This is a genomic window from Xanthomonas arboricola pv. juglandis (assembly GCF_001013475.1).
Lineage (GTDB): Bacteria > Pseudomonadota > Gammaproteobacteria > Xanthomonadales > Xanthomonadaceae > Xanthomonas > Xanthomonas arboricola.
On sequence record NZ_JZEF01000006.1, the window covers coordinates 82,193 to 97,935 of the forward strand.

The 15,743-nt window shown below is 68.1% G+C and carries 13 protein-coding genes; 5 read left to right on the forward strand and 8 right to left on the reverse strand.

Features of this window, described 5'->3' with window-relative positions; genetic code table 11:
- Window positions 1-59: 59 nt before the first annotated feature.
- The 3 genes from XARJCFBP2528_RS19655 (at window position 60) to XARJCFBP2528_RS19665 (ending at window position 3,036) form a co-directional block, all read left to right on the forward strand.
- Window positions 60-731 carry a 4-carboxy-4-hydroxy-2-oxoadipate aldolase/oxaloacetate decarboxylase gene (locus XARJCFBP2528_RS19655; protein ID WP_016902728.1) on the forward strand — a complete coding sequence of 224 codons (672 nt, stop codon included), beginning with the start codon at window positions 60-62 and terminating at the stop codon, window positions 729-731.
- Entirely contained in the window at window positions 724-1,779 is a 1,056-nt protein-coding gene (locus tag XARJCFBP2528_RS19660; RefSeq protein WP_016902727.1) for a 4-oxalomesaconate tautomerase, read from the forward strand. Before XARJCFBP2528_RS19655 ends, XARJCFBP2528_RS19660 begins: the two co-directional genes overlap by 8 nt.
- A gap of 234 nt (window positions 1,780-2,013) precedes the next feature.
- Window positions 2,014-3,036, forward strand: a complete 1,023-nt coding sequence (locus XARJCFBP2528_RS19665; RefSeq protein WP_016902726.1) for an amidohydrolase family protein — start codon at window positions 2,014-2,016, stop codon at window positions 3,034-3,036.
- Window positions 3,037-3,377: 341 nt separating this feature from the next.
- Here XARJCFBP2528_RS19665 and rpmG read toward each other — a convergent pair whose 3' ends face one another.
- The 3 genes from rpmG to XARJCFBP2528_RS19680 all read right to left on the reverse strand — a co-directional run bounded on the left by rpmG (window position 3,378) and on the right by XARJCFBP2528_RS19680 (window position 7,177).
- Entirely contained in the window at window positions 3,378-3,545 is a 168-nt protein-coding gene (gene rpmG, locus XARJCFBP2528_RS19670) for a 50S ribosomal protein L33 (protein ID WP_002809462.1), read from the reverse strand.
- Between the two features lie 13 nt (window positions 3,546-3,558).
- Window positions 3,559-3,795, reverse strand: coding sequence for a 50S ribosomal protein L28 (gene rpmB / locus XARJCFBP2528_RS19675; protein WP_002809459.1), 237 nt, complete (start codon window positions 3,793-3,795; stop codon window positions 3,559-3,561).
- A 202-nt stretch (window positions 3,796-3,997) separates the two neighbouring features.
- Complete coding sequence (locus XARJCFBP2528_RS19680) at window positions 3,998-7,177, reverse strand: efflux RND transporter permease subunit (protein WP_016902724.1); 3,180 nt, start codon at window positions 7,175-7,177, stop codon at window positions 3,998-4,000.
- Between XARJCFBP2528_RS19680 and XARJCFBP2528_RS23745 the strand changes: the two genes are divergently transcribed.
- Window positions 7,062-7,508 carry a hypothetical protein gene (locus tag XARJCFBP2528_RS23745; protein ID WP_162200831.1) on the forward strand — a complete coding sequence of 149 codons (447 nt, stop codon included), beginning with the start codon at window positions 7,062-7,064 and terminating at the stop codon, window positions 7,506-7,508. The two genes, XARJCFBP2528_RS19680 and XARJCFBP2528_RS23745, sit on opposite strands and share 116 nt — an antisense overlap.
- Here the strand turns inward: XARJCFBP2528_RS23745 and XARJCFBP2528_RS19685 are convergent.
- The 5 genes from XARJCFBP2528_RS19685 to rsmG all read right to left on the reverse strand — a co-directional run bounded on the left by XARJCFBP2528_RS19685 (window position 7,502) and on the right by rsmG (window position 13,744).
- A complete protein-coding gene (locus XARJCFBP2528_RS19685) occupies window positions 7,502-8,773 on the reverse strand; it encodes a permuted SH3 domain-containing protein (RefSeq protein WP_016902722.1) in 1,272 nt (423 codons plus the stop codon). The genes XARJCFBP2528_RS23745 and XARJCFBP2528_RS19685 overlap by 7 nt on opposite strands.
- A 209-nt stretch (window positions 8,774-8,982) precedes the next feature.
- The gene (locus XARJCFBP2528_RS19690; RefSeq protein ID WP_016902721.1) at window positions 8,983-10,254 is read right to left on the reverse strand and encodes a TolC family protein; all 1,272 of its coding nucleotides are present in this window, start codon (window positions 10,252-10,254) and stop codon (window positions 8,983-8,985) included.
- Between the two features lie 55 nt (window positions 10,255-10,309).
- A complete protein-coding gene (locus XARJCFBP2528_RS19695) occupies window positions 10,310-10,693 on the reverse strand; it encodes a hypothetical protein (RefSeq protein WP_016902720.1) in 384 nt (127 codons plus the stop codon).
- A 450-nt stretch (window positions 10,694-11,143) separates the two neighbouring features.
- Entirely contained in the window at window positions 11,144-12,964 is a 1,821-nt protein-coding gene (locus tag XARJCFBP2528_RS19700) for a DUF885 domain-containing protein (RefSeq protein WP_047125020.1), read from the reverse strand.
- Between the two features lie 138 nt (window positions 12,965-13,102).
- Window positions 13,103-13,744 carry a 16S rRNA (guanine(527)-N(7))-methyltransferase RsmG gene (gene rsmG, locus XARJCFBP2528_RS19705; RefSeq protein WP_016901826.1) on the reverse strand — a complete coding sequence of 214 codons (642 nt, stop codon included), beginning with the start codon at window positions 13,742-13,744 and terminating at the stop codon, window positions 13,103-13,105.
- A 352-nt stretch (window positions 13,745-14,096) separates the two neighbouring features.
- Between rsmG and XARJCFBP2528_RS19710 the strand changes: the two genes are divergently transcribed.
- A complete protein-coding gene (locus XARJCFBP2528_RS19710) occupies window positions 14,097-15,725 on the forward strand; it encodes an alkaline phosphatase D family protein (protein ID WP_016901821.1) in 1,629 nt (542 codons plus the stop codon).
- The last annotated feature ends 18 nt before the right edge of the window (window positions 15,726-15,743 follow it).

The following is a 15,743-nucleotide window of genomic DNA, read 5'->3' on the forward strand; positions in this document are numbered from 1 at the left end:
TCTTGAGCCAGCAGGCGCTCGCCGCACAGACTCGATGCACCCCTAACGAGGATGGATGGATGAGCCAGGTCGTCACCCGGATCGCGCGCACCCCGTTGGCCGTCGTCGACGGGCTTGCGCAGGCCGGCGTGGCCACCGTGCACGAGGCGCAGGGACGCAGCGGCCTGCTGCACCATCGCCTGCGCCCGATCTACGCCGGCTGCCGCATCGCCGGCACCGCCGTCACCGTGTCGATCCCACCCGGCGACAACTGGATGATGCATGTGGCCATCGAGCAACTGCAGCCCGGCGATGTGCTGGTGGTCGCCCCGACCAGCGCCTGCTGCGATGGCTATTTCGGCGACCTGCTCGCCACCTCGGCACAGGCGCGCGGCTGCCGCGGGTTGATCATCGATGCCGGAGTACGCGATGTGCGCGACCTCACGGCGATGCAGTTCCCCGCCTGGAGCCGCGCCATCTGCGCGCAGGGCACCATCAAGGAGACGCTGGGCTCGGTCAACGTGCCGCTGGTCTGCGCCGATGCGCTGGTGCAGCCGGGCGATGTGGTGGTGGCCGACGACGATGGCGTGTGCGTGGTGCCGCGCGCCAGCGCCGACGCGGTGCTGGCCGAAGCGCAGGCACGCGAAGCGCGCGAACTGCGCAAACGCGAGCGCCTGGCACGCGGCGAACTGGGCCTGGACATCTATGCCATGCGCGAACGCTTGGCGGCCAAGGGCCTGCGCTATGTCTGAGCAGGTCCGCGCGATGTGGATGCGCGGCGGCACCTCCAAGGGCGGCTTTTTCCTGGCCGACGAGTTGCCGAGCAAACGCGCCGCACGCGATGCCTTCCTGCTGCGCGCCTACGGCTCGCCGGATGTCCGCCAGATCGACGGCATGGGCGGCGCCGACCCGCTGACCTCCAAGGTCGCGATCGTGTCGCGCTCGGCACGCGCCGATGCCGACGTGGACTATCTGTTCCTGCAGGTGTCGGTGGACCAGGCACAGGTCAGCGACGCGCAGAACTGCGGCAACATGCTGGCCGGCGTTGCGCCGTTCGCGCTGGAGCGGGGCTTGTTGCCCGCACGCGATGGCGAAACCGAGGTGCGCATCTTCATGCGCAACACCGGCACGCTGGCCACCGCCAGCGTGCAGACGCCCGGTGGCCAGGTGCGCTACGACGGCGACGCCCGCATCGACGGCGTGCCCGGCACCGCGGCGCCGATTGCGCTGGCATTTGCCGACATCGCCGGCTCCTCGTGTGGCGCCTTGCTGCCGACCGGCAACAGGGTCGACACCCTGGAGGGCGTGGAAGTCACGCTGATCGACAACGGCATGCCCTGCGTGGTGTTGCGCGCCAGCGACCTCGGCGTCAGCGGTTACGAAGACCGCAACACCCTCGATGCAGATGCGGCACTGAAGACCCGCCTGGAATCACTTCGTTTGCAGGCCGGCCCGTTGATGCAGCTGGGCGATGTTGCCGAGGCCACCGTGCCCAAGATGATGCTGGTCGCCGCACCGCGCCATGGCGGCGCGATCAGCGTGCGCTCGTTCATTCCGCACCGCTGCCACGCCTCGATCGGCGTGCTCGGCGCCGTCACCGTGGCCACTGCCTGCCTGCTGCCCGGCTCGCCCGCGCATGCCCTGGCGCAGCTGCCTGGCGGCACCACCCAGCAGCTGGAGGTCGAGCATCCCAGTGGTGCGAGCAGTTGCGTGATCACGGTCGATTCGCACGGCGAGGTGGTGCGCACCGCCGTGCTGCGCACTGCACGCAAGCTGTTCGATGGGCAGTTGTATGGCTGAGCGGATGGATGCGCCACCACGCTGGATCGATCGCCATCGGCCATGCCCGGCCCACGACCTGCGCCTGCCGCGCGGCGTGGCCGACACCGCGTGCCGCAGCGACCTGCGCGTGAGCATCCATGCGCGCACCACACCCTACGTGGGCACCTGCAGGTTCCGCGCACCGGGTGGGTCCGCCTTCCGCGTACGTGGTCGTTTACTCACCGATCCCGCCGCCTCAACAAGACCCTTGCCATGATCATCGACTGCCACGGCCACTACACCACCGCGCCCGCGGCGCACGATGCCTTCCGCAAGGCGCAGATCGCGCAGTACCACGACCCGAGCCTGCCCGCGCCGGTGTATCCGTCCATCTCCGACGATGCACTGCGCGAAAGCATCGAACAGCACCAGCTGCGCCTGTTGCGCGAGCGCGGTGCCGACATGACGATTTTTTCGCCACGCGCCAGCACCATGGCGCACCATATCGGCGACGAAGCGGTCAGCCAGGTGTGGACGCGCCACTGCAACGACCTGATCGCGCGCGTGGTGCAGCTGTATCCGCAGACCTTCATCGGCGTGTGCCAGTTGCCGCAGTCGCCGGGCGTGCCGATCGCCCAGTCGATCGCCGAGCTGGAACGTTGCGTCACCGAACTCGGATTTGTCGGCTGCAATCTCAATCCCGACCCGTCCGGCGGGCACTGGAACGGCGTGCCATTGACCGATCGCGCCTGGTATCCGTTCTTCGAAAAGATGGTCGAGCTCGACGTGCCGGCGATGGTGCATGTGTCGGGCAGCTGCAACGCCAACTTCCACGCCACCGGCGCGCATTATCTCAATGCCGATACCACCGCGTTCATGCAGTTTCTGGAAGGCGATCTGTTCGCTGATTTCCCGGACTTGCGCTTCATCATCCCGCACGGCGGCGGTGCGGTGCCGTATCACTGGGGCCGCTTCCGTGGCCTGGCCGATATGCTCGGCAAGCCACCGCTGTCCACGCATGTGATGCGCAATGTGTTCTTCGACACCTGCGTGTATCACCAGCCCGGCATCGATCTGCTGTTCGAGGTCGTCGACATCGACAACATCCTGTTCGGCTCGGAGATGGTCGGTGCAGTGCGCGGCATCGACCCGCAGACCGGCCAGTATTTCGACGACACCAAGCGCTACATCGATGCCTTGGCGATTTCCGACGCCGACAAGCGCAAGGTATTCGAAGGCAATGCGCGGCGGGTGTATCCACGCCTGGATGCGCAATTGCGTGCGCGTGGGCTGTAACTCTTTCTTACCTGCCGGAGAAGGTGCCCCGCAGGGGCGGATGAGGGGCGTCTCGGAGAGTGGTCACCGTCTGCGATGCCAACGCGTCGCCACGCGCCTTCGGAAGTGAAACGCCGGCTGCTTCGCCTCGAACTGCCAGCGAGTGACGGTGCGCGCAATCGGAAAAACGACGTTTCGCTTGCGAGTGGCTTCGCCCCGTACCCTCATCCCAACCCCTCTCCCGGAGGGAGAGGGGAGTGCACGCCGACCATTGTTGCGATCACCCCCCGCAACACTCCCCAAACGCAAACACCCGCCTTGCGGCGGGTGTTTGCCTGGATGCAGATCGGGTAATCGGTGGATTACTTGATCTTGCCTTCCTTGTACATCACGTGCTTACGCACGACCGGGTCGTATTTCATCATTTCCATCTTCCCCGGAGTGTTCTTCTTGTTCTTGTCCGTGGTGTAGAAGTGGCCGGTAGCGGCCGAGGAAATCATACGAATCTTGTCACGCTTGCCTTTTGCCATGACTGCTTACTCCTCAGACCTTTTCGCCGCGCGCACGCAGCTCTTTCAGAACGGCATCAATCCCGTTCTTGTCGATGGTGCGCAATGCATGCGCGGAGACACGGAGCTTCACCCAACGGTTCTCGCTGGCGACCCAGAAGCGGCGCTCGTGCAGGTTGGGCAGGAAGCGACGACGGGTTCTGTTGTTTGCGTGGGAGACGTTGTTACCCGTCTGCACACGCTTGCCGGACACTTGGCATACGCGGGACATTACGCACCTCGATAAATGAATTGCCACCCATAGCCTGGGGAGCGGCGGCCCCGACAGCGTCAAGCTGCCACGCAACGTTGGGAATCAAGAACTTACGCTGGGAACAAGCCGGCAACCCCATCGCGCTGGGTGCCGCCATCCGGAGCGATCCGGGCACAGCGAGCCGCGAATTATGCACGGCTTTCCTATGTGTCGCAAGCACTTAGCCCGCATTCCCCGCCCGCTCGCGGTGCAGCCAGCGATACAGCACCGGCAGCACCAGCAGGGTCAGCAAGGTCGACGAGACGATGCCGCCGATCACCACCGTGGCCAGCGGGCGCTGCACCTCGGCCCCGGCGCCGACATTGAAGGCCATCGGCACAAAGCCCAGTGCGGCCACCAGCGCAGTCATCAACACCGGGCGCAAGCGGCTCAGCGCGCCTTCGCGCAAGGCCTGCTCCAGCGACATGCCCTCGGCCCGCAGGCTGCGCACGAAGGCGATCATCACCAGGCCGTTGAGCACCGCCACCCCCGACAGCGCGATAAAGCCGACACCGGCGGAAATCGACAACGCCAGGCCGCGCAGCGCCAGCGCCACCACGCCACCGGTCAGCGCCAGCGGCACGCCGCTGAACACCACCAGCGCATCGCGCAGCGAACCGAACGACCAGTACAGCAGCGCGAAGATCAGCAGCAAGGTGCCCGGCACCACCCAGGCCAGGCGCTGGCCGGCGGAGATCAATTGCTCGAAGGTGCCGCCGTAGCCGATCCAGTAGCCGGTGGGCAGCACGACCTCGGCCTGCACACGCTGCTGCACCTCGGCGACGAATCCGCCCAGGTCGCGGTCGCGCACATTGGCGGTGATCACGATGCGGCGCTTGCCGTCTTCGCGATTGATCTGGTTGGGCCCGAGCACGGTTTGCACCTTTGCGACCTCGCGCAGCGGCACCGTGGTCGGTTCGCCACTGCGCCAGCCGGCCGCGCGGCTGGACTCGTCGACATCGGCGCGCTCGCCATCGCCACGCAGCGGGATCGGCAGATCGGCCAATGCGGTCGGGTCCTGTCGCAGGCCTTCGGGCAGGCGCACCACGATGTCGAACCGGCGGTCGCCTTCGAACAACTGCCCGGCCGCCTGCCCACCCACCGCCGCCGACACCGTGTCCTGCACCACGCCGGGATTGAGTCCGTACCCGGCCAGCGCGGCGCGATCGGGCACCACCGCCAGCATCGGCAGGCCGGTGGCCTGCTCCAGGCTCACGTCGGCCGCACCCGGCACCGTGCTGGCGACTTCCTGCACGCGCTGGCCCAGTTTGACCAGCGTGTCCAGGTCATCGCCGTAGACCTTGATCGCCACATCCGCACGCACGCCGGAAATCAGCTCGTTCATGCGCATCTGGATCGGCTGGGTGAACTCGTAGTTGTTGCCGGGCAACTGCTTCACCGCTTCCTCGATCTCGGCTACCAGTTGCGCCTTGGGTTTGCGCGGGTCCGGCCACCGCGCGCGCGGATGCATGATCAAGAACGTATCGGCCACCGACGGCGGCATCGGATCGGTTGCCACTTCGGCAGTCCCGAGCTTGCCGAACACATGCGCCACCTCCGGAAACTGCTTGATGCGTTTTTCCAGCGTGGACTGCATGGTGATGGCCTGCTCCAGGCTGGTGCCGGGAATGCGCAAGGCGTGCAGCGCGATGTCGCCTTCGTCCAGGTTCGGGATGAACTCGCTGCCCAGGCGCGTGGCCAATACCGCGCACAGCGCCACCGCCACCACCGCGCCGAGACCGACCCAACGGCCGTGTCGCAGTGCGCGATCCAGCAAGGGCGCATACACGCCGCGCGCCCAGCGCATCGCGCGGTTTTCGTGCTCGGCCACCTTGCCGCCGAGCAACAGGGCGATCGCTGCGGGGACAAAAGTGAGCGACAGCAACATCGCGCCGCTCAGCGCCAGCACCACGGTGATCGCCATCGGGTGGAACATCTTGCCTTCGATACCGGTGAGCGCGAACACCGGCAGATACACCGCGGTAATGATGCCCAGACCGAACAGGCTGGGCCGGATCACCTCTGCCGTGGCTTCGGCAGTCAATTCGAAACGCTCGTCGCGCTCGAGCACCCGTCCCAGCCGCAATTGCGCCTGCCCGAAGCGGCGCAGGCAGTTCTCCACGATGATCACCGCGCCATCGACGATCAAGCCGAAATCCAGCGCACCCAGACTCATCAGGTTGCCGGATACGCCACCGCGCACCATGCCGGTGAGGGTGAACAACATCGCCAGCGGAATCACCGCCGCGGTGATCAGGGCCGCGCGCACATTGCCCAGCAGCAGGAACAGCACCACGATCACCAGCAACGCGCCTTCGATCAGGTTCTTGGCGACGGTGACGATGGTGCGGTCCACCAGCGCGGTGCGATCGTAGACCGGCACCGCCTGCACGCCGGCCGGCAAGCTGGCATTGGCCACTTCCAGCCGCTGCGCTGCGGCCTGCGCCACGGTGCGGCTATTGGCGCCGACCAGCATGAACACCGTGCCGAGCACCACCTCGGTGCCGTCCTGGGTGGCCGCACCGGTGCGCAACTCGCGCCCCTCGCCGACCTGCGCCACATCGCGCACCCGGATCGGCACGCCTTGGCGCCGATCCAGCACGATCGCCCCGATCTGCGCGATATCGTCCACCTGCCCCGGCACCCGCACCAGGAACTGCTGGCCGTTGCGTTCGATATAGCCGGCGCCGATGTTGCGATTGTTCGCGTCCACCGCGCGCGCCACATCGTCCAGCGTAAAGCCCAGTGCGACCAGGCGTGCCGGATCCGGGGTGATATGGATCTGCCGCGCATAGCCGCCGATGGTGTTGACCTCGGTCACGCCGGGCACGTTGCGCAACTGTGGGCGCACCACCCAATCCTGCAGGGTGCGTAGATCGGTGGCCGTCCACGCACTGCCATCGGGTTTGCGCGCATTCGGTTTGGCTTCCACCGTGTACATGAATATCTCGCCCAGGCCGGTGGCGATCGGCCCCAGCTGCGGCTCCAGGTCGGCCGGCAGTTGCGACTTGACCTGCTGCAGCCGCTCGGCCACCTGCTGCCGCGCAAAGTACAGGTCCGTGCCATCGGCGAAGACCGCCGTCACCTGCGACAAGCCGTAGCGCGACAACGAGCGCGTGGACTCCAGCCCCGGCAATCCTGCCAGCACCGTCTCCAGCGGGAACGTCACCCGCTGCTCCGACTCCAACGGCGAATACCCCGGCGCGGCCGTATTGACCTGCACCTGCACATTGGTGATGTCGGGCGTGGCATCGATCGGCAAGCGCGAGAAACTCCACGCGCCGATCGCAATCAACACCCCCGTCAACGCCAGCATCAGCCACCGCTGCGCGATCGCGAACCGGATGATGTTAGTGAGCATGGCGCGCACCTCCGCGCACACTCGGCGCAACGGCGTGCGCAGCCACGCCGATCAGTGCATGCGTACGCACGCACGGCGCCTGTGCAATCGCAGCGGGTGGCCGGCGGCCGGCGGCACTGCAGCCAGGATCCCGACCTCCGCCAATATCGCGATCGCCCCCCGGCGCATCCAACCTCTGCCGCGCAGATTCTCACGCTGTTGCTGGTGTGATCGCCCGCGCCGCGACCGCGTCGATGCCGTAAAACGCGTGTCGCTGAAGCATGGAAGCGCTGTTCGCACGCACGTGCGTGCGGCCGAGGAAGAAGCAAGCCGTAAACACAGCGATCAATGATCATGCGAGGCCCCCGACTTTTCGATGTCGGCCTTGACCAGATAGCTCTGCTCCACCACCACCGCATCCCCCAACGCCAGACCCGACACCACCTGCACCTGCTGCGCATCGCGCGCGCCCAGTGTCACCGGCCGCACCTCGTACACATCGCCCACCCGCACGAACACCACCTCCCAGTCGCGAAACTGCTGCAAGGCCCCGACCGGCACCACCATCGCCGCCGGCTGCTGCGCCACCGTCACCCGCGCCTTCACTGCAGAGCCCGGCCGCCACAGGCCATCGCTGTTGCGCAGCACCGCGCGCGCCACCGTGCTCTGACTGGCCGTGGCCGTGCCCGGCAACACGCGCTCCAGCGTGGTCTGCGCCACCACGCCATCGCTGATGCGCGTCACCGTCACCGGTGCGCCGGCAGTGATGTGCCCGGCATCGGCGCCGAAGATGTGCAGATCCACCCACAGGCTCGACAGGTCGGCGATCTCGAACAGCGCCTGGCCTTCGCCCGCGTTGCTGCCCAGGCTGGCGTTGCGGGCGAGTACGGTGCCGCTGATCGGCGCACTGACCGGATACGTGGTCAGGCTCAGATTGCTCTCCACCGTGGCCAGGACCTGGCCGGCGCGCACCTGGTCGCCGACGTTGACGCGCAGGCTGCGCACCGGCCCGGGAAAGCGCGCGGTGGCCTGCGCCTGCGCACCTTCTGCCGGCGTCAGCAGGCCCTGCACCTCGTGCTGGTCGGCAATGCTGCCGGGACCGACCGGCGCGACCCGGATGCCGGCGTCCTGCGCAATCTTCGCTGCGATAGTGGTGCGCCCTTCGTAGCTGGGATAGGCCCAGCGACGCGCTTTGCCCTGCACGGTGGCGCGCACTTCCACATCGAACGAATGCGGCTCGCCGACCGTGCTGTCGGCCAGCAGGCTGCCATCGTCGCGTGCGCGCAATCGATGCACTTCGTTGACGCCGCCGAGCCGGGTCAGGCGCACTTCGACACTGCCGGCGCTGGGCGGCAAGGGCTTGTCGTCGCGGTACAGCCAGGCTTGATACGTGGGTGGCGTGCCGTCTTCGGCAATCGCCAGCTCCACGCTGTCGCCGTCCTGGTGCAGCAAGCGCCCGCCGTGCGTGCCTTTTTCGGCTTCCTCGCCATGTGCGTCGGCTTCACCTTCGGCGTCGGGCGTTGTGTGCTCGTGTGCTTCTTCGCTGTTGCCGCTGTTGCCGCCGCAGCCGCTCAGCAGCAGCGCCAGCACGAGCGGCGCGATCAAAAAACTTTTCATTGGAATTGGTCCTGGTTGGCGTCGCCGCTGTGCGTCGGGCGAACGAACGAAGAAGGTGTGCGCCGGATGCCTTGGATGCGCAGTAGGCGCGCGCAGCACTTGGCGACTGCTGGATGCCGATGCGGTTGCAAGCGTCGAAACCCATACAGGTGCAGCAGATCCAGGCGGACGCAGGCAGTCAGGGCGAAAACGCACAGCGGACAGAGCGCTCATGGCCCCACCTGCGCAGCGCTGTCGGCCACGAACGGCTGCCCGGTCAGGCGCTGGATTTCGATCAATGCGGTCTGCGCTTCCAACGCGGCGGCCAGTTGCTGCTGGCGTGCATCGCTGCGCTGTGCCTGCAGCTGCGCCCAGTCCAGATAACTGGTGGCGCCGGCGCGGTACGCGCGCTCGGCGGCGGCATCGGCGCGCGCAAGTGCGGGCAACACATCGCTGCGCATGCGCGCCACTTCCAGCTGCGCGGCGCGGTAGCGGCCATGCGCGTCGGCCAGCGTGGTGTAGAGCGTCAGTGCCTGCGATTGGCGTTCGATCTCCAGTAACGACAGCTCAGCTTCGGCGGCGCGGATCTCCGGTTGCGCACGCGCGGCGCTGCCCAACGCCAGCGAGACGCTGCCCAGCAGTGCGGTGGCGTCGTTGGCTTCGAGCCGGCGCACGCCCACCTGCCAGTCCAGGTCCGGGCGTGCCTGGCTGCGTGCCAGCCGCACCCGTGCCTCGCGCACGCGCTGCTCACCAGTCAAGCGCGCCAGTTCGGGGGTGGCATCGAGCAGCTGCGCCAGCACCTCGAACTCGGGAATCGCCGGCAGCTGCAATGGGTCGCCGGTGACATCGCCAAAGTCCGGCGTGCGCTGGCCCCACAGCACCGCCAGCTGGCGGCGTGCGGCCAGCAGCTCCTGCTGGGCGCGATCGCGCTCTAGTTCCGCGCGCGCCTGCAGGGCCTGGGCGGTCAGCAGCACCGATTCGGGCGATGCGCCGGCCTGTAGCCGCTGGCGCGCGGCACTGACGGTGCGTTGGCGCTGGGCCAGGGTTTCCAGCGCGGCCGCATGCCGTTGCGCGGCCATGCCGATGGACAGATAGCGCAGGGCGACTTCGGCCAGCACGTCCAGGCGCGCCAGCGCCCGCTGCGGTGCAAGTGCGTCGATGCGTGCCTGGGCCAGGGTGCGGCGCGCGTCCAGCTTGCCGCCACGTTCCAGCACGCCAGCCAGGGTGACGGTGAGTTCGGCCTGGTCCAGCGCGCGGGTCGGGCCGCTGCCGAACACGTTTTCCAGTTCGGCGCCGGTGCGCAACGGCGGACGCAACGCGTCGCGCTCGGCGTCGGCGGTGAGGACCGCGCGCTGACCATCGGCCAGACGCAGGTCGGGGTGCTGCCGGGCGACGCGCGCGATGGCGTCGTCCAGGGTCAGCACGGGCTTGGGCGGTACGTCCTGCGCCATGGCGCACGGCACGACCGCGAAGACGGCAAGTGCCGTCAGTCGCAACCACATGAGGGTGTCTCCGGAATCGGGATCGATGGACAGGCCGGCAGCTGCCGGCGATGCATCAGGCCGCGATCGGGGGACGCAATCCGGTCTCGCTCAGATGCGAGCGGTAGTACGCAAGCACGGCCACGGGCTGGGCCTGCGTGTGCGTGGACAGCGGCAGCCAGGCCAGCGCCGGCAAGACGGCCGGATTCTGGCCGTGGCAGTAGCCGCTATGCATCAGGGCGTGCATCAGGCCGGCCCCATCGCGCTCGCCGGCATCGCCTTCGTCGGCGCCGTCATGACCGTGCGGCGCGGTGTCTTCCAGGTGCATCTGGTCGTGCGCCAGCGCATGCACATCGCCCAGCGCGCAGGCCACCGGTGCGACCAACACGCCCATGGCCAGCACCGCCAGCGCCATCAGGCGCAGCAAGGGGTGCAACAGGCGGGCGCGACGCAGCAGCATGGGCGCAGCGTATCGGGGCCGGGGGAGTTACACAATCGCATGCACGGCCTGGCACGCAGCGTCGTAGGAGCGGACCTGGCCGCGACGCCGTCCGGTCAAATCGATGGCATCACACCAGGATGCCGGTTGCGCGCGCACAGCGCGCGTAACGTCGGTCGCCAGCGATCACCTGATGATTCAAGCCAGGACGGCGCCAGGGTCGGGACGGCGTCGCGGCCGGGTCCGCTCCTACGTGGAGCGGACCGTTTGGCCAGCGCCATCAGACGCAACAGGCGAGCGCGACGCAGCAACACGGACAGCCGTAGGAGCGGACCTGGCCGCGACAGCGCCCGGGCCGGCGAGAAGCTGCCGACGATTACCTGGACCTGGGATCGAGGCCAGGACGGCGCCAGGGTCGGGACGGCGTCGCGGCCGGGTCCGCTCCTACGTGGAGCGGACCGGTGGCCAGGGTCAGGGCGCGGCAGCCCTGGGCTTGGACGTTGCCGGGCGCGCCTTGCTCTCGGCGATAAACGCGCGCACCTGCTGCTCCAGCACCGGCAAGGTCACCGAGCCCTGCTTCAGCACCGCGTCGTGGAAGGCCTTGATGTCGAAGCGGTCGCCCAGTTCCTGTTCGGCCTCGGCACGCAGCTTGACGATGCTGATCTCGCCCAGCTTGTAGCTCAGCGCCTGGCCGGGCCAGGAGATGTAGCGGTCCACCTCGGTGGTGACCTCGTGCTCGCTCAGCGCGGTGCGGTCGCGCAGGTAGGCCAGCGCCTGCTCGCGGCTCCAGCCGTCGTGGTGCACGCCGGTGTCGATCACCAGCCGGCAGGCGCGCCACATCTCATAAGTGAGCCGGCCGAATTCCTCGTACGGGGTCTCGTAGATGCCCATCTCCTGGCCGAGCTTTTCGGTGTACAGCGCCCAGCCTTCGCCGTAGGCGGAGATGTAGTTCTCGCGGCGAAACGCCGGCTGGTCGCCCTGCTCCAGCGCCAGCGAGCCCTGCAGCGAATGCCCGGGCGAGGACTCGTGCAGGGTCAGCGCCGGCAGGTTGTACAACGGCCGCGACGGCAGGTTGTAGGTATTGACCCAGTAAGTGGTGGCGCCGCCGCGGCCGGCGGTCCAGAACGGGGCGATATCGTCCGGCACCGGCTTGATGGTGAAGCGCCCGCGCGGCAGCGTGCCGATGAACTTGCCGACCTGCCCGTCCACCCGCTTGGAAATCCACGCGGCGCGATCGAGCAGTTCCTGCGGGGTCTTGGCGTAGAACTGCGGGTCGGTGCGCAGGAAGCTCAGGAACTGCGCGAAGCTACCCTTGAAACCGACCTGCTGGATGATCGCGTCCATCTGCGCCTGGATGCGCGCCACCTCGTCCAGGCCGATCTTGTGGATCTGCTCCGGAGTCAGATCCAGCGTGGTGTATTCGCGGATCTGCTGGCGATAGAACGCCTTGCCGTCGGGCAGCGCTTCGGCCGCCAGCGAGGTGCGCGCCTTGGACATGTACTCGTCGCGGAAAAAGCTCAGCAGCTTGCTGTAGGCCGGCAGCACGGCCGTGCTCAGCGCGGCCTCGGCCTGTTCGCGCAACTGTGCCTGTTCGGGAGCGGGGATCTGCGCCGGCAGCTGCTTGAACGGCGCGTAGAAGCTGGACCCGGTGGGATCCTTGACATCGGCCACGGTGGCGATGGAAACGTCGCGGCCATCCAGCACCGCGCGCGGCACGCTGAACCCGCGCGCCAGGCCGGCGCGCATGTTGGCGGTCTGCTGATCGAAGTAGCGCGGCACATCGTTGAGGCGCGCGATATAGGCGCGGTACTCGGCCGCAGTTTTCATCGGCCGCTGCGCCATGAAGCCGAGATTGGACCAGAACGAGCTGTCCGAATTGAACGGCATCTCGTACAGGCGCAGGCGCACCTCGGCGGCGAGGTTTTCCACCTGCGGGCGGTAGATGGCGTAGTTGACCTGGTTGGTGGGCGAGAGCTGTTTCGGGTCGATGCTGTCGAGCTGCTTGAGCACGCCGTCCCATACCGCCAGGCGCGCCTGCTGCGCGGCCGGGCCGACATCGGGCAGATGGGTGTTGTCGCCGGTGGTGTCGCTGTCTTCGTCGGCCTGGCCGGTCTCGGCCTGGCGCCAGCTCCACTCTTTTTCGTAGATGGCGCGGAAGCGCGCATCGGCGGGGCGCTCGGCGGTCAAAGTGGCAGGCGCCACTGGTGCCGGTGCGGCGGCCTGCGCCGAGGTGGCGGCGAAGCTTGCGCCCAGCAGGGCGAGCGAAAGTGCGGCGGCGAGAGGAGATGTCACGTGCGGGCGGCCTGCGTTCGGATCGAACGTTCGATCATGGCAGCCCGGGCGGCAGCTGCCATGGGCCGGAAGTCCCAGCGCGGCGATTGGGGATTGGGGTTGCAGAGTGAATGCGCGCGACCGGACAGGCCGGCCGCTTCAGCCTGCCTTGCGCACCACCACCAGATGCCGTTCGCCGTCCAGGCCGGGCACCTGCAGCGGATGCACCTCGCCCACCGTCCAGCCGGCGGGCAGCGCGGCGATCTCGTCGTGCGGGTAGACGCCCTTCATCGCCAGCAGGCTGCCGCCCGGGCGCAGCAGGTGGCCGCCGACGTCAATGATGCCGGCCAGCGTATCCAGCGCCCGCGCGGTGAGATGGTCGTAGGCGGCCGGCTCGTCCAGCGCCTCGGCGCGCGACTCGGCCACGCGCGCGTTGCCCAGCGCCAGCTGGCGCAGCGCCTCGCGCATGAAGCGGGCCTTCTTGCCGTTGCTTTCCACCAGGGTCACCTGCAGCTGCGGGCGGGTGATCGCCAGCGGGATGCCGGGCAGGCCGGGGCCGGTGCCCAGATCGGCCAGCGTGCCGCTGGCGATGTAGGGCTGCATGGCCAGCGAATCGAGCAGATGGCGGGTGACCATCTCGCGCGGGTCGCGCACGGCGGTGAGGTTGTAGGTCTTGTTCCAACGCACCAGCAGCGTCAGATAGCGCAACAACGGCGCGGCAAAGGCCGCATCCAGGGATTGGGCCTGCAGGCCGTTGGCCAGCGCAGCGGCTACATCGGGGGGAAGTGCGGCATCGTTCATCCCGCGATTATCGCAGCTGGCTGGCGTGCAGGTGCGGGCGTGACGCGCATGGTAGCGATGCGCGACGCGTGAGCGCGTGGGCCGCAAGCCGACGTACGTGAACCTGCCCAGCACAATGTCCAGGCCTGCGATGCCGCAAGACCTGCCACCCACGCCAGCCGCCGCTGCACCGGCGTATGGGCATCGCTGTGGGCAGGGTCACCCGCCGCAGTGGCACACCCGTATCCGTATCCGCCATCGGCAGCCGATGACGCAGGCAAGCCTGCGCCAGCAGCGACACCACTGCCGCTGCCATTGAACGGACATCCGCCCGTCGCACTATGGTCGCGTTCGCCAGATCGCCTGTATGCCCATGTCCTTGATCGACCCGTCGTCCGCATCGCCCCTGCCTGGCCCCGGCAACGCAGCTGCCGCCGTGGATCATGGCCGCCGCCGTCTTCTCATTGCTGGTGCCGGGCTGGCGGCCGCCGGACTGCTCAGCCCGTTCGCGCGGGCCAGCGGCAGCCCGGACCCGTTCACCCTGGGCGTGGCCGCGGGCGACCCGCTGGCCGACGGCTTTGTCATCTGGACCCGGCTGGCGCCACGCCCGCTGGAGCCGGATGGACGCGGCGGACTGACCGCCCCGGTGCAGGTGCGCTGGCAGGTGGCCAGCGACCCGGGCATGCGCCACATCGTGCGCCAGGGCCAGACCGTCGCCAGCCCGGCCTGGGGCCATGCGGTGCATGTGGAGGTTGCCGGCCTGGCCGCCGATCGTCCGTACTGGTACTGCTTCCAGGCGCTGGGCGCGCGTAGCGCCATCGGCAGCGCGCGCACCTTGCCGGCGCCGCACCAGTTGCCGGATGCCGCACGGCTGGGCTTTGTGTCCTGCTCGCACTGGGAGCTGGGCTATTTCAGCGCCTACCGCCACCTGGCCGCCGAACAGCCGGACCTGGTGTTCTTCCTCGGCGATTACATCTACGAATACAGCAACCACGGCGAGGCAGCGCAGAAGATCGTGCGCCCGCATGGCAGCGGCGAATGCCTGGATCTGGCCGGCTACCGCAACCGCTATGCGCTGTACCGCACTGACCCCGACCTGCAGGCACTGCACGCCGGCAGCGCCTGCGTGGCGACCTGGGACGACCACGAAGTGCAGAACGATTACGCCAACCGCTGGTCGCAGGACCCGTCGATTACGGTCGACACCTTCCTGGCCCGGCGCGCAGCCGCCTACCGTGCCTTTTACGAACACTTCCCGCTGCGCGCACGCAATCGCCCACACGGCGCCGACATGCGCATCTACCGCTCGCTGGACTACGGCCAGCTGGCGCGCTTCTACGTGCTCGACGGGCGCCAGTACCGCAGCGAACAACCCTGCCCGCAGGCCAACGGCTGGCGCGGCGGGCATGTGGTGGACGACAGCTGCCACGAACGCACCGACTCACGCCGCAGCATGCTCGGCTGGGAACAGGAGCGCTGGCTGCATGGCGCCTTCGCACAATCGCCCGCGCGCTGGAACGTGATTGCGCAGGATCTATTGGTGGCACCGATGAACCAGCACGGCCGCGACGGCGTGCTCGGGCACTGGACCGACGGCTGGGACGGCTACCCGGCGACGCGCACGCGCATGCTCGATGCAATTACCAGGACCCGACTGCGCAACCCGGTGTTCTGGGGCGGCGACATCCACTCGTACTGGGTCACCGATCTGAAGGCCGATCCGGCCAATCCCGACTCGCCGACGCTGGCCACCGAATTCGTCGGCACCTCGATCACCTCCGACGGCCAGAGCAACGCCGAGCTGCAACAGACCATGGCGCTCAATCCGCACGTGCACTACGCCGAAGGCGAAACCCGCGGCTATGTCTCGGTGAAGCTGACACCGGGCCGGATGGACACGCGCCTGCAAGGCATCTCCGATCGCCGCGACCGCGATGCCACGGTCTCAACGTTGAAGCGCTTCGTGGTCGAAGACGGCAAGGCCGGTGCGGTGGAGGCGTGAGCCTGCGCTGCGCTGCCG